General features: G+C 60.5%; 11 protein-coding genes and 1 pseudogene. 7 read left to right on the forward strand and 5 right to left on the reverse strand.

The genetic code is table 11. The annotated features are described in order from the left end of the window. Positions 1–204 precede the first annotated feature (204 nt). Positions 205–942: a glycosyltransferase family 2 protein gene (locus ACFMO5_RS11350; protein ID WP_376792865.1), complete on the forward strand. Its 738-nt coding sequence runs from the start codon at positions 205–207 to the stop codon at positions 940–942. 807 nt (positions 943–1,749) lie between these two features. Here the strand turns inward: ACFMO5_RS11350 and ACFMO5_RS11355 are convergent. Both ACFMO5_RS11355 and ACFMO5_RS11360 read right to left on the reverse strand, forming a co-directional pair. Beyond that, positions 1,750–1,968: a hypothetical protein gene (locus tag ACFMO5_RS11355; RefSeq protein ID WP_376792866.1), complete on the reverse strand. Its 219-nt coding sequence runs from the start codon at positions 1,966–1,968 to the stop codon at positions 1,750–1,752. A 782-nt stretch (positions 1,969–2,750) separates the two neighbouring features. Then, positions 2,751–3,107, reverse strand: coding sequence for a hypothetical protein (locus ACFMO5_RS11360; RefSeq protein WP_376792867.1), 357 nt, complete (start codon positions 3,105–3,107; stop codon positions 2,751–2,753). Positions 3,108–4,093: 986 nt separating this feature from the next. On the opposite strand from ACFMO5_RS11360, the gene ACFMO5_RS11365 reads away from it, so the two are divergent. Further along, positions 4,094–6,007: a S8 family peptidase gene (locus ACFMO5_RS11365; RefSeq protein ID WP_376792868.1), complete on the forward strand. Its 1,914-nt coding sequence runs from the start codon at positions 4,094–4,096 to the stop codon at positions 6,005–6,007. A gap of 364 nt (positions 6,008–6,371) precedes the next feature. On the opposite strand, the gene ACFMO5_RS11370 is transcribed toward ACFMO5_RS11365, so the two are convergent. Both ACFMO5_RS11370 and ACFMO5_RS11375 read right to left on the reverse strand, forming a co-directional pair. Beyond that, positions 6,372–6,809, reverse strand: coding sequence for a transposase (locus ACFMO5_RS11370; protein WP_376792875.1), 438 nt, complete (start codon positions 6,807–6,809; stop codon positions 6,372–6,374). Further along, a pseudogene (locus ACFMO5_RS11375) lies at positions 6,757–7,008 on the reverse strand (transposase); the annotation flags it as partial. The gene ACFMO5_RS11370 and the pseudogene ACFMO5_RS11375, both read right to left, overlap by 53 nt. A 273-nt stretch (positions 7,009–7,281) precedes the next feature. Between ACFMO5_RS11375 and ACFMO5_RS11380 the strand changes: the two are divergent. The 5 genes from ACFMO5_RS11380 (at position 7,282) to ACFMO5_RS11400 (ending at position 13,117) form a co-directional block, all read left to right on the forward strand. Beyond that, a complete protein-coding gene (locus ACFMO5_RS11380; protein WP_376792869.1) occupies positions 7,282–8,781 on the forward strand; it encodes an extracellular solute-binding protein in 1,500 nt (499 codons plus the stop codon). A gap of 17 nt (positions 8,782–8,798) precedes the next feature. Then, positions 8,799–10,160 carry an ABC transporter substrate-binding protein gene (locus tag ACFMO5_RS11385; RefSeq protein ID WP_376792870.1) on the forward strand — a complete coding sequence of 454 codons (1,362 nt, stop codon included), beginning with the start codon at positions 8,799–8,801 and terminating at the stop codon, positions 10,158–10,160. Positions 10,161–10,295: 135 nt separating this feature from the next. Next, positions 10,296–11,162 carry a carbohydrate ABC transporter permease gene (locus ACFMO5_RS11390; RefSeq protein WP_376792871.1) on the forward strand — a complete coding sequence of 289 codons (867 nt, stop codon included), beginning with the start codon at positions 10,296–10,298 and terminating at the stop codon, positions 11,160–11,162. Next, entirely contained in the window at positions 11,159–11,974 is an 816-nt protein-coding gene (locus ACFMO5_RS11395; RefSeq protein WP_376792872.1) for a carbohydrate ABC transporter permease, read from the forward strand. The genes ACFMO5_RS11390 and ACFMO5_RS11395 overlap by 4 nt, the downstream gene beginning before the upstream one ends. Before the next feature lie 66 nt (positions 11,975–12,040). Further along, positions 12,041–13,117, forward strand: coding sequence for an ABC transporter ATP-binding protein (locus tag ACFMO5_RS11400; RefSeq protein WP_376792873.1), 1,077 nt, complete (start codon positions 12,041–12,043; stop codon positions 13,115–13,117). A gap of 36 nt (positions 13,118–13,153) precedes the next feature. On the opposite strand, the gene ACFMO5_RS11405 is transcribed toward ACFMO5_RS11400, so the two are convergent. Next, positions 13,154–14,518 carry a nitrous oxide reductase family maturation protein NosD gene (locus tag ACFMO5_RS11405; protein WP_376792874.1) on the reverse strand — a complete coding sequence of 455 codons (1,365 nt, stop codon included), beginning with the start codon at positions 14,516–14,518 and terminating at the stop codon, positions 13,154–13,156. Positions 14,519–14,627: the final 109 nt, after the last annotated feature.

The following is a 14,627-nucleotide window of genomic DNA, read 5'->3' on the forward strand; positions in this document are numbered from 1 at the left end:
TGGGCCGCCGAAGGCGGCCCACACCCCCACGAAGAAAAATGACCATAACCAAGCGAGGTGACGACCTGATTTCACTACATCCGACGAAATTGGGACACGCCCTTTGAGGATATGCGATGGAAGGAGCGAAGCACCCTGCTCCCAAACCCCCACGAAAAAACCGGCTGCGAGTCCAAGTTTCGTGAGCAGGAGGCCGTGAAGCCGATGCTGGCGGTGGTCATCCTCACTCGCAACGAGTCAGCCTTCATCGAAGCATGTATCGAAAGCGTGCGCTGGGCCGATCGGATCGTCGTCTTCGATTCGTACAGTGACGACGACACGGTGGAGAAGGCGCGGGCGTGTGGCGCGGAGGTCCTTCAACATCCCTTCGAGAACTACGCGGCCCAGCGCAACGCGGCCTTAGAGAAAGTGGAAGCCGAGTGGATCTTCTTCGTGGACGCTGACGAGCGGGCCACCGCCGCGCTGGCCGAGGAGATCCGTGTGGCTATCCAGGATCCACGTTATGTGGGCTGGTGGGTGCCGCGGCGGAACTACCTGTTCGGGCGGCTCACCCGAGGCGGGGGATGGTGGCCCGATTACCAGCTGCGCCTCCTGCGTCGGGGCTATGCCCGATACGAACGCCTGGTCCACGAGATCGTGGTGTTGCAGGGCGAGGCCGGTTATCTTCGGAACCCTCTGATCCATTACAACTACGACTCTCCGGCCGAATTCCGGGCCAAGCAGCGGGTCTACGCCCGGCTGGAGGCGCAGGCCCTTCGGGAAGCGGGGGTGCGGCCCCGGATTTACACGCCGTGGACAATGATGGTGCGGGAGTTCTGGCGTCGCTTCGTTCGATTGCGTGGTTACATCGACGGCTTGCACGGCCTCCGATTGGCCGCATGGATGGCGCTGGCAGTGGGGGAGACCTACTGGATCCTGCGGCGGGAGCTCTCGCGGGAATAACCGTCCCCCCGTTTCCCCCTCCACGGCCTCCCGGAAGCGATGGGTAGTGATGCTGTCAGCATCCATTTTCGCGGACGGGCGAAAATCCGTCAAGGCCCCCAGCCTGCCGTGCAGGGCTTTTCAAAGTTCTACTGGATAGGCCGGATACAAGCAACCTGTGGGGTATTATCCGTGTACACCGGATGCCTGACGAGATTTTGTCCGATGCCCAAAGCGTCTCCTCCGGCTGTTCTGCCGCCTTTGTTAGAACATTGAAAAGCCCTGCCCGCTGTGATTGTTTAAAATTCAGTAACCCAGCGCAGGGCCGGATAGCCCTCCCAGGCCTCGTTTTCCCTTCTTAACTCTTGAGCACAACACTGTTGCCAGATTAGCTCCGCCCCTCCTCAAATGATTCCCATACCACACCAGAAACCGACTCCCATTCCCTGTCGACTTCTCCCGCTTGTACCCCCGCATTATCCGATACCGCTCCTTGATCCACCGCCCAATCGCTCGTCCAACCGCATTGTTCGTCCCGTCCAGTCGCTCCCCATTCGGCCCCTCACATCGCTGGTACTTCGTCCATCGAGACCATGAATTCTACCAATCCAACAATAACCGCCGAATCCGGTAGACCACACTCTCTCCCCTTCCCCCGGTGGCTTCGCTCTCAAATATCTTTCTCAACCTCTATCCCACCTCTCTCCTACCCTCAGGTTTCAGCGCCCAAACCCGTTGCTTCAACCGATCCAAATCCGCCACCGCTGGCTCCGGCGACACCCCAATGGCTTTCAGGGAGCCGTCCGCATCCCTCTCAACCAGCCCCTTCTACTCTTCCACGAACCGCTCCGTGTTCTGTTGCCCGCAGCTCCTGCACACCGGATGATCCAGCCTCAATGCATCCGCCACTTCCTGGAACGCATCCGCATCGTCCGTGACCATCATCTCCACCCCCACCGCCTCCATCTTTCCCTTCCCCTTCACCGTGGTGACATCGCTCCCCACCGCGGGGGTCTGGATCTCCTCAAAGACTTGCTCCCGCTTCATCCCCGGCCCTCGCTGGGCGGTCTCCTGACCGTTCGGTCAACCATCGACCATCCCAAGGCCTCCAGCTGCCGGGAGACGGCCCCGTCCCTCCGTCCCAGGAGACAGAGGACCACAGCGCACCCCTTCAGCTGGTGGGAGAAATGGTCTCTGGAGACCCCGGTTGGCTAGACCCTGAAAGGATGGCCGCAACGGAGACATCAATCGCAGTAGGCTTTGACCTCAGAGCAGTGAGCATCCCGTAGCTGCTTGGTCGCTTCCCGAAACGGCTTGAAGTATCTCCCTTCGCATCCTGGCCGGAGGCAAACCTTTGGCCATTGAACATTCCCGGGTTCCACCTTGGACAGGATGAACGACAACTGCATAGATCTTCTCCTCCATGGGAATAATTCCCCATATTTTACCAGTATGCGAACAATCACCCCGCGCATTGGAGCTTGGCAAAAGGGGCCTTCGGAAGTATACTCAGGGTAGCCCTTTGAACGAAAATGCCCTCAGTGGTGCGGAAGACACCGACCGGAGGGTGGATCCCACGCTGGTGCATCGGTTGTCCTTCACGGTTTCCATTTTCGATTTTGCTGAAAGGGTGGTAGTGCCCCTTGATCGTTAAGTTAAATGGTGGACCTTGCTCTGTTGCAAAGATATAGAAGTTAGCGATGGGGGTTGTAGACCAAGGCCTTGAGCGCTGGCTCCCGGCGCCGGAGAGAGGCCCGGCGCGAACGAAAGGCATCGCCAAACTGGCGCTCAATGACAGAGTGGACCGTCTCCGCCTTCCAGCGCTGACCTTACCCGCCATCCCACCGGGTGGCGGCGACCCACTCCGCCCGGGCCTTTCGCTTCGGATCGACCCGCCGGCCATCCCGGCGGATAGGGTGGATCCCATCGCGCTCCGTCACCCCCCGTCTGTCAAAACCGGCATCCCCGATGATTGCCCGACCCATTTTCCGGACATCGCGCCCCAGTCCATTCCGAAACACGCGGTCGTTGCCAGGGCCCGGTCCCTGGCGCCAGGCCAAAATGAGCGGCGATGGGATGCCCACGGCATCGGCGCTCCTCCGGAACTCCTGCATCCGGCGGCCCGTTCGGCTCCGATCATAGGCGCTGGCCTGGGTCGTGGGGATACCCGGTGCGATCCTCGGCAACTGTTTCTTCCTTCACCCCCATCAGATCCAGCCACCGGCGCCCCATCGGGTTCAGGACTTTCATGGACATCAGACGCCGATCGACCCGCCACCGGGGTGGTGGGATCGGGCACCTGCTTCGGCTCGAATACAGCGCAAACCCGGTCCGTCACCAACAGCCAGTCTTGTATCTCATCTCGATCGCTGAGCTTAAGATAAAAGGTCAACCGCACGCAGGCAGCTCATTGGGTGAGGGTGTAGCAATAAGGACGCTTCGGATGGGAGTAGCGCGGCAAGATCGGTTGGGCCAGGCGGCTAGCCATTTGGGCAACGATCTCATGGCAGCTCTCATCCTTTGCCATTCGGACTCACCTCCGATTGGGGGAGAGTTTGACCCAACGCGCAAGCCCGATTCCACCACCATTACCCGATGTTGGCAACCGAGCCGATGGGCCTATTTATGCACCCCATATGTGGTCACAAAATGGCCCAAGTACCCAAAGGTGGGGGTGAAGATTAACGTGTATTCACCTAATGGTTAAGGGGCACTACTGAAAGGGTCAATGGGTGACGACGTTCCTTGCCCCCTGCGGGGGTCAACGGAATGCCGGGGAGCCAGAAAGAGGTATTGCCACATGAACTCTGAGGTAAGTGCACCTGTTCCATCACGCAGTTCCGGGATGACTATCTTCAGCATGGGGACGATGCGGCCCTTCTTGACCTTGCTGTCCCGAATGGTGATAGGGTGGAGGTGATCCAGGAGTTTCCTTCCCAATGTTATCTCAACACCTGAAGCCACTTTGTGACCATTGCAGCCTTTCACTTTCCCTACAAAGTTGTCTGAGTCGAGTATGGCTAATCTGAGACGCTCGATAGCGTCACTGATAGAGATTAGTATGGGCTATCAGGAGATCGTCTGATGCGGCGATTACATTCTCAAGTCTGAAGTAATTCCACATGAAATTAAATAACAGAATTGTCTTTGTACAGTTAGGAGGGGTTTTACAATGCGTCGTCAACTTCTTATTATTGTGTTTGCCGGGTTATCTCTACTGTCACCCGCCCCCAGTATTGGTTCTGACAGCAGAATAAGTATTGCTCCAAGCCTCCCTTTAGAGAGATCGTTTGTTCCCAACGAGATTCTCATTGGATTGAAACCGGAGGTGGTACAGAATCTGGCCGGTCAGAGGACATCCCCAGGTCAGATAGGTATCGCTTCCCTTGACCAGTTAAACCAGAAGTACGCTGTCCAACAAATCTCCCCTGTGTTCACGCAGATTGATTTGACCGATCCTATTGCTACGAAATATGGACTGGCAGGCGTGTTCAAGTTGACTGTTCCCGCTGGAACAGACATCTTCGCTATGGTTCGCGAATATCAGAGGGATCCTGCTATAGCCTACGCTGAGCCCAATCTAATCTATCGTATAGCCGACTTTCCCAATGACACGGATTTTAGCAAGCAATGGGCATTGCATAACACTGGGCAAACGGGTGGTACCCCTGATGCTGACATAGACGCTCCAGAGGCATGGGACATCGAAAAAGGCAAGCCTGACGTATTGATTGCCATTATAGATACGGGGGTAGATTATAATCACCCTGAATTGACCGGCGGGCGAGTGCGCACAGACATTGACAAAGATTTTATCGATAACGACGACGACGCGATGGACGATCATGGTCACGGTACGTACGTGGCGGGTATTGTTGCAGCGAATACCAACAACAACCGCGGCATTGCAGGCATCTGCCAGGGCTGTCAGATTCTTCCAGTGAAGGTGCTCGATTCTAGTGGCTCAGGTACTGCCGAGAGCGTCGCTCAAGGCATTCAGTATGCAGCGCAGGTAGGGGCAAGGATTATTAATATGAGCCTGGGTTTTACTTCTAACTGCGGGTGCTCACAAACAATAGCCCGCGCCATCAATTATGCCTTTGAGCGTGGTAGTTTGCTAATCGCTGCCTCAGGTAATGATTCCGATAAGACGCGCCTAAGCTACCCAGCGGCTTCTCCGCGAGTTCTGTCTGTTGGGGCCAGTGACCACTATGACCAAGAGGCTGGCTTTTCTAACCGAAGCCAAGAACTGGATATCTTAGCACCCGGCAAAAACGTGTATAGCCTCGACCGCGGCGGAGGGTATCGCACGGCCAGCGGGACATCGGCAGCAGCGCCGCATGTATCTGGTGTAGCTGGATTGGTATGGTCAGCTCGTCCTACTCTAACTAATGTTCAGGTTTGGTGGATCCTGTATCAGTCAGCTGATGATTTGCCTGGCACGACAACTTTGTTCGAAGGCTCTTCTTCAACAACCTTAGAGGGGTTACAGCCCGCGGATTTGTCACATAAGGTCTACCTGCCATTTGTGTCAAAGATGCGTACAACGTTCGGACGGCTAAATGCCTATCGTGCACTGCGCATCTCAGTTGCGGGCCAAGTTTCTGCACCCCAAGACAACTGTAGCAGCGAGCCAGACTGTCCGCCAGGGTGCCCTGCCGAGATCGTAGTGTCTGGAGAGCTCACCGAGCCCGATGATTTACGCCTTCTGCGAGCCTTCAGGGATAAGGTGCTAGCACAGAGTCCCATTGGGCAACGCTGGCTCACACTTTACCAGCAGCACCGCCTTGAAACAGCCTTGATCTTGGCGTTTGATGAAAAGTTCCGGACACAAACCCGCTTAGCACTGAGGCAATGGTTGCCGTTGTTCCAGGCCTTGACCTATCCGGATTCTACTCCCGATCAGCAAGCGATTTTGACTTCCGAGCAGGCCGAAGTGCTGGAGAACGTTATTACCGGACTGATGGATCGAGGGAGCTCTCAACTACGCTCTGATCTAGCTGAGGTACAGGAAACGCTTCAGGTAAGACGGTTTATAGGATGGGATGTTCGTGATGCTTGGCGTGAACTAAATGCGTGGCGTTGAGTTTTGCGAGTAGCCAGCTCTTTCAGAGCAAAACACGGTCTAACCCTGCATAAAGCCGACTGTGCCTATCGGCACCCGGGAGCAGTGGCGCATGTGCATTTGTAGTTGGTTGGGTGTCGAGGGTTATTTGGCCCTGCTGCTGGGTTGCCGAATTCTGAACAATCACAGCCCGTCACTGCACCGCGAGAGAGGACCGACCGCGCCGGGGCCGGTAGGCCCCTCTCCCGCACCCCTATAGGAGAAAATCACCGCTTTTAGCAGCTCCCGGCATGGCTCTGGCACCCTATTCCCTTAGAGAGTGTCTGAAAATTCGGTTATGGGTCATGAGCCGCGAGGCGTGCCAGGCGCCTGACCATCCAATGAATCATCGCGGCATCGATGAGGGCTCGCTGGTCTCCGGCAGAGCCTCATCATCCTTGCTCCGCCGACGATCCTTACCCAACCCAGCCAACGGGCGCTCCATCCCCCAACGCCGTGGCCGCACTGGAAACCCGGAGCCATGGTCGGTGCGCTGGACGACTTCAAGGACCCAACCCCAGACGGTTTTGACCCGCGGGACCCGCGGCCCGGCATCGCCGCCATCCGCCCCCATCCGGCGCAGACGCGACCGTCGGCTTTGGACTTTCTCCAAGACGAGCGGGGCGCCCTCCCAGTCTTGCCCGTGGGCGGGGTGAACGACAACTGTCAGGAGCCAGCCCAAGGAGTCGAGCAGGAGAGGACGTTTCCGACCATTCACCTGTTTGCCGGCATCATCGCCCCGAGGCCCCCTTTTTCGGTCGTTTGGACCGACGGGCGATCCCAAATCGCGGTGCTGGGTGGGGGATCGCGGCCCGAGGACACCCGAAGCGCGGTTCGAAGCGCATCGTGGATGCCCGCCCACGGGCCATCTGGTCACCACAACGGAAGAAAGGATAGACCGTTTTCCACGGCGGCCGGTCGTGGGGAAGCATCCGCCACGAACCGCCCCTCCGGAGCCCATCGAAGATAACCTTCAAAATCTCGCGGAAGGAATGGACTCAATGGCGGCCTCGGGGGGATGGGCGTTTGGGAAGATCAGGCTCGATCCGTTGCCCCTCGGCATCGGTTAGATAGGATACGGTTTTCGCCGATTTTGTTCAGTCATATTCGGAAGATCCACCGAAAAAGTTGCCGTTAGTCAAATTTTAAGACATCCTCTAAGGTTCATCCGTCATCCCCTCAAAGCTCCCAATCAGTGCTTGACGTGGTGATTGATTCATTATATCATTATAACAAATCCTTTCAAGCTTTCGAGAATGCGAGGACAGCGGAACCTGGACCTGGCCAGTGGAATCCCCATCCATGAGCAGTTAAAAGAGATCCTGCGGGCGGAGATCCTGGAAGGCCGCTTGCGGCCTGGGGATCGTTTGCCGACCGAGGCGGAGTTGTGCGCCCGGTATCAGGTGAGCCGAGCGCCGGTCCGCCAGGCACTGGAGGATCTGGTGCGCGAAGGCTTGATCGTCCGTCGACGGGGCCGTGGGACGTTCGTGGCACTCCGGCGGGATCGGGACAGCATGCCTGTTGTGTTGCGAGTTGTCCTCTCCCATCCCCGTTGGCGGATCCCTCTCGATTGGGCGGTGCGCCGCTGGAACGCAGAGCATCCGGATCGCCCGCTTGAGCTGGCGGTTCAGGAAATTCCTTTCCTCCGAGCCCGCTCGGCTCTGATCGAAGCTGTGGGAAATGGGGAGGCGCCAGATCTCTCCATCCTCGATTCGGCTTGGCTGGCCGAATTCGTCGCCTTTCGCTGCCTCCGGGCCATCGGGGAGATCGACCCGATATGGGAAGCCCAAGCGATCGCCTGGTTGATGCCAGGTCCCCGAACGGCATGCGTCCTCGAGGGACATCTCTATGCGATCCCCATCAGCATGGATGTCAGCGTCCTCTGGGTGCGTCGGGACTGGCTGGCGGCGGAGGGCTTGCGCCCACCGACCACTTGGGCAGAGCTGGTGGAGATCGGCCGCCACTTCCAACAACCGGAGGTCCGGAGGCGCTACGGCCTCGGCCCTTACCCGATGGCGATGGTCGCCGGGCGGACCGGTGGGGAGACGACCACCTATCAGACCCTTCCCTTCCTTTGGGCAAATGGGGGCGAGCTGATCGCGGAAGGACGGGTGTTGCTGGATCAGCCGGCGACGTACGAGACGCTCGCCTTCCTGCGGTCGCTGATCTGGGAGCACCGTCTGATGCCGCCGGAGGTGATCGGTTTTCACCGTGAGCAGGCGGCGCTCTGGCTGGCGGAGGGGCGGGTTGTGATGGCCGTTGGAGGGAGTTATGAGGCGGAGCTGATCCGCCGGGCCGCCGGCTGGGATGAGGCGGCGTTCCTCGAGCGGGTGGCCGCGGTTCCGATCCCGGCCGGGCCCCACGGCCGGCCGGCTGGCCTCCTGGGTGGCATGGTCTTCGTGATCTATCGCCAATCCCGCCATCCGGAGCAGGCCCTCGCCCTGTTGCGGCTGGCGATCGCTGAGGAACCATTGAACGCCTTCGCGCGCTTGACCTGTCGTCATCCGCCTTGGATCCCAGCGGCATCGGGCCTCGCCCGCGAACGGGAGGGATTTCTGGCCCGCACGTTGCCCATGGTGGAACAAGGGCGGGTACGGTCGTCCCTGGTGGCCTATGCCCGGGTATCCGAGGAGTGGCAAGCGTTGGTGGAAGAGGTGCTCGCCCAGCGCCGCCCGCTGGAGAAGGCGGTTCGCCGGACCGCGGAGCGGATCGCGGCCCTGACGGGGTCTGTGTTGCCAGAGGATCTCCCCATCTGAGCGAAAGGAGGTTTGCCATGCGAAGCCGATGGCTCTGGTCCCCTTTCCTCCTCATCCTCACCCTTCTTCTCGCGTGTCAGCCGGCGGCTACACCAACGCCCACCCCAGCGCCTCCCCCCGCCGCCCCTTCGCCCACGCCGCCCCCGCCGACGCCCACGGTTCCTCCGAAGCCGGTCGTTTTCCTCTCCACCCAGCTGCGGCCAGTCGAAGAGGCCGAGAAAATGCGGAACGTGATCCTTCGGCCGTTCGGCGCCCCGGTGGAGTTCATCCCGGAAGATGAGGGGCCCTTTCATGATCGCATCCGCGCCGAGATCCAGGCGGGGAAGGTTACGGTGGACGTGGTGGGAGCGTTGCACGGGAACTTCGCCACCTTGCTGAAGGACAACGCCTTGGAGGACGTGACCCTCTTGATGGAGCGCCTGAAGGATCGCCCGATGGTCGCCCAGTTCGTGGAGCTGGGGAGGTTGGGCACCGACCGCCAATATTGCATCCCCTGGATGCAGGCGACCTATATCCTAGCGATCAACAAGAAGGCGCTGGATTACCTCCCAGCGGGGGCGGATCTGAACGCCCTCACTTGGGATCAGCTCCGCCAGTGGGGCGAGAACATCCACAAAGCGACCGGGGAGCGCAAGTTAGGCTTCCCGCTGGGCCCGAAGGGCCTGATCCATCGCTTCGTCCAGGGCTATCTTTATCCTTCCTACACGGGCGCCTTCGTCACGACATACAAGAGCCCCGAGGCCGTAGAGATGTGGAAGGCCTTCAAGGCCCTCTGGGAGCACGTCAACCCGCAATCGACCACCTATGACTTCATGCAAGAGCCGCTGCTCGCCGAGGAGGTGTGGATCGCATGGGATCACACCGCCCGGCTGGTCAACGCCTTCAAGGAGCGCCCCGACGACTTCATCGCCGCCCCTGTCCCGGCCGGGCCGAAGGGACGGGGCTTCATGCCCGTCCTGGCCTGTCTGGGGATCGTGAAGGGCGCGCCGAACCGGGAGGGGGCGGAGGCGTTAATCGAATTCTTGACCCGGCCGGAGACCCAGCTGGCGATCCTTCGGGAGGTGGCCTTCTTCCCGGTGCTGGATATCCCGATGCCGGCGGATGTGCCGGTCCATGTTCGGGTTGAGGGGGAGGCGGTGGTGAAGCAGTCCAGCGCCCCGGATGCGATCCCCGCGCTCCTGCCGGTGGGGTTGGGCGGGAAGGCCGGCGAGTTCAACAAAGTCAACCGGGACACCCTGGAGCGGATCGTCCTCAAAGGGGAGGACATTGAAAAAGTGCTTCAGGAAGAGGCCGCCCATTTGCAGGCGATCCTGAACGAGACCGGAGCGGCCTGCTGGCCGCCAGATCCGCCCAGCACCGGGCCGTGCCAGATCCGCTGATGAGATCCGGGGGCGGAGGGCGCTCAAAACGTCCTCCGCCCCCGCGAGGCGCTGCAAAGGCCGAAGAGATGGTTCGGGGTGCGGGCGCCTTCAAGCGCCCACACCCTCGCGAAAGCCTGACGATCGAGGAGTGGGATGAGCCGGAGGAAGATGTGGGGGGAATGGCTGCCGATGGCCCTGCTGGCCCCGGCGGCGCTTTTCCTGGTTCTGTTCATCGCGATCCCCAGCTTTCAAGCGCTGTTGCTGGCCTTCCAGGCGCCGGGCGGGAGCTGGTCGCTGGATCCATTCCGCCGCATGATCAACGACACCCGATTCCTCCCCGCTCTGCGCAACACCCTCACGCTGATCGCCCTGATTATTCCGATCCAGCTGGTCCTGGCGCTGGCCATGGCCCTGATGGTACAGTCCCGCCGTCGCGGGGCGGGCTTCTTCCTCTACCTGTATGCAATCCCCCTGGCCATCTCCGAACTGGCGGCGGGGTTGGTGTGGTTGGCCATCTTCACGGAGCGGGGTTATCTGAACGTGATCCTGCACGGCCTGGGGTGGATCGGTCGCCCGATTGTGTTCCTCTCCTACGAGCGCCCGCTCGGCATCCTCTTGGCGGTGGTGGTCGCTGAAGTGTGGCGGGCGACGGCGATTGTGATGGTCACCCTGGTGTCGGGCTTGCAGATGATTCTGGGGGAGTACTGGGAGGCGGCGGAGGTGTTTGGGGCCAACTTGGTCCAGAAGATCCGTTATGTCGTGCTGCCGTTGTTGCGGCCCAGCCTGCAGGCGGCATTGATCATCCGGACCCTTTTTGCCTTCCAGACGTTCGCAGTGGTGGTGGCCCTGGGCGGTGGGGTGTTGCCGGTGCTCGCCTCGGAGGCGTATATCTGGTACGTGGGCGCCAACAACCCCCATGTGGCTGCCGCCTACTCCCTGGTGATCCTGGTCCTCTCCGCGGCCATCACGGGCTTTTACCTGTATGCGTTGCGTACGCGTCCGGAGGAGATGGAGCGATGAAGCATAGTTCATGGATAAAGGACGCGCTCTGGTATGTTGGAGCGGCTGGGATGGCCCTCTGGGTGCTGGCGCCGATTTACCTCATCGGCCTGCTGGCCTTCAGCCCGCGGATGGCGGTGTATCGCTGGCCTCGCCCCCTGCTTCCGCTGGAGTTCTCAACGGAAACGATGTGGTTCTTCGTGAACGCCACCGGGACGTTGGCGGCCACCCGTAACAGCGTGGTGGTGGCCCTGCTCACAGTGGCACTCTCCCTCGCCCTGGGGGCGCCAGCCGGATACGCCCTGGCGCGGTTCGTCTTCCCCGGCCGCGAGGCCGTTCGCATGGGGATCCTGATGACCCGTATGTTCCCGATGGCCATCCTCTCGATCCCCCTTGCGGTGACCTTCATCCGCATCGGCCTGTATGACACCCCGTGGGCGGTGGCGCTGGTCCACACGGCGATGGCCCTCCCCTTCGTGATCTTGATCACCGCCAGCATCTTCGTTTCCATCCCGCGGGATCTGGAGGAAGCCGCCATGACCTTGGGATGCAGTTACCTTTCCGCGTTCCTTCGGATCTCCCTTCCCCTGGCCCTCCCTGGGCTGGCGGCCGCCGCGCTGTTCACCTTCGTGATCTCCTGGAACGAGGTCTTCGCCGCGGCTATTCTCACCTTGCGCCAGCGGACGTTGCCGGCCCTGGTGATTGTCGCCCTGAACGAGTCCCCCCTCTACTTCCGGTTCGCGGGTGGGTTCTTCATGGTCGCCCCGGCCCTGGTGATCCTCTTCTTCATTCGCCGCTATCTCTTTAATCTGTGGGGGCTCACCAGCCGCTGAGAGAGCGATGGGGGCCAAGGCTTCGACCTGCTCTCCGAATCCCATTCTGAGGATGAGGTATAGACGATGGCGGGTGTGCGACTGGAGGGGGTTCGCAAGACCTTCGGTAAGGTTATCGCGTTGCGGGATGTGTCCCTCACGGTGGAAGATGGGGAGTTCTTCGTGCTCCTGGGGCCCTCAGGGTGTGGCAAGACGACCCTGTTGCGGTGCGTGGCGGGGCTGGAGCGGGTGGATCGAGGCCGGATCTTCATTGGGACCCGGGAGGTCACCGGGCTCCCCCCCCGGCACCGGAACATCGCGATGGTCTTCCAGAGCTATGCGGTGTTCCCCCATATGAAGGTTTATGACAACATCGCCTTCGGGCTCCGCATGCGGCGGGTCCCGGAGGGGGAGGTCCGACGGCGGGTGGAACGGGCGGCGGCGATGCTGCAAATTGAGGAGTTGCTGGGCCGCTATCCGGCACAGCTCTCCGGGGGCCAGCGTCAACGGGTCGCTGTGGCCCGAGCCCTGGTGATGCAACCGGAAGTGTTGTTGATGGATGAGCCCCTGAGCAATCTCGACGCGCTGTTACGATTGCACGCCCGGGCGGAGCTGAAGCGCCTCCATCAGGAGACGGGGATGACCATCCTCTACGTCACCCATGACCAGGTGGAGGCCATGAGCCTGGGGGATCGCATCGCGGTGATGCGGGAGGGGGAGATCGTGCAGGTGGACACCCCGATGCGGATCTATGAAGCGCCGGCCACGGTGTTCGTGGGGGGATTTATTGGGAACCCTCCGATGAACTTCCTGCATGGAGTGGTGGAAGACGACCCAACCGGGTGGTGTTTCGTCCTGGAAGGTCATCGTCTGCCCATCCCTCCCATGAACGGGATCCGCTCCGGACAGCCGTTGCTGCTGGGGATCCGAGCGGAGAACATCCAGGTAGACGAGACGCCCCGCCCCGGCGCGTTGCCGGCGGCGGTCATGGTGGTGGAACCTTTAGGGGCCTCGCTGCTGATCACCGCCCGCCTGGGCGCCCAGACCCTCAAGTTGACCCTTCCGTCCGGTCGCCCCCTCGCTCCTGGCCAGACCCTCTGGGTGTCTTTCCCTCCCACGGCGATCCGTTGGATGGATGCCCAGAGCGGTCGGGCCATCTTATAAAAGAGGGGTTTCTCGCCCACTCGTGTGAGGACGGGCTCACGGAGCGATCTGCACCGCGTCCCGGCCCTCCACCGATATGCCATCCAGCGTTTGCCCCCGAAGCGCTCCCTCCGAATGCTCGGGCCGGAAGCCAGCACGCTCGATCCGAAAGTAACACACCATATCCGCGATCCCATCTCCGTTAAGATCTCCGATAGTGGTCTGACACCCAACCACCGGGGCCTCGACCCCTGTAGGGCCGAACGTCATGCGATTCCGGTCAAGATCGACGGTCGGCCTCAACCCGGGCCTGGAGAGAATCGCTACGGGGAGGGCTACCCGCTGGCCGGGGTGGATGCGATTGGGGACATTTCCCGGCAGGATATCGATGGGGATTTGAATCAAAGGGCATACCGGGCCCGGCGTCCCAATCAGCCATGGCTCGAAATCGATGTGATCCCCTATTGGATCCCCTGTACCGGATGGATTTCGCGTATCGTGCATAGGTCCGACGGCGCTCCCCCACCAGTTGAACCGAGCATCCATCCCAGTGTCATCGATCGCCGTATTTCGGGCTCCTATGCGGTTGCCGGCGATCTGATTGCACTGGAAGCTGCTGCCGATCCCTGGAAAAGAAGCATCGCTGTTGAAGGATAGCGCGAGGCCGTTGCGGGTGAGTATGTTACGCTCTACCTGGGTATAGGGCGAGCGATCGATGGTGATGCCATGCCCTGGATTATCGTGCACATGATTGCCGGAAACGATGGTCCAATAGGCGGCCCGCTGGAACCCCTCGCTGAGGATCCGGATCGCGTGGCCAGAAAGGTTGAGGATCTCGTTCTCAGTCACCCGGTTGCTCTCTGCGACGCCGTTGCCCACATCGCCGCCGTGCACCAGGATGCCGGTGTCTGGCGGCTCCGTGCTCCCACGGCCGATCAACCGGTTGGCTCGTACGACATTACGGTCCCCTTGAACAAGGATCAGCTGATGGGCATGATCATGAGCAGGCAGGGCAATGGTCTTATCTTCGATCACAAAGCCCTCAAAGGTATTTCCATCCCCAAGGATCCATACTCCAGCAGGGACCAGTTCCTCAGGCTGGAGGATGGTGTCCGGACTTGGATCCACTGCCGAGCGATCGACAGAATGAAGGGAAAGCCGGTTGCGGTTGATGGTGATCTGTTCGGCGTAGATCCCGGGGCAGACAATAATCTCATCACCATCCCGAGCGGCGTCGATCGCCGCCTGGATGTTGGGGTAAGCTGCATCGGGGCCATCGCATGATGCGCTTGATTTCCCGATCGTTCCATCGTCATCGACCCAAAGCTGCTGGGGGTTGGTATCTGGACCTCTCGTTCCAAGCAGGAACAGGAGCAGCGCGGCGAATCCGATGATCGCAATCGATGCGAAGCATCGGAGCATGAGGAACCCTCCAGAAGTAGTGCTTCATCCAGATTTGTTTGGAGGATATGAGATGGTACGGGCCGATGCCCCACCCCCCTTTCTCCCCCCTCCCCACGGCCCAAAGGGC

It is taken from the genome of Thermoflexus sp. (genome assembly GCF_042408365.1).
Classification (GTDB): domain Bacteria; phylum Chloroflexota; class Anaerolineae; order Thermoflexales; family Thermoflexaceae; genus Thermoflexus.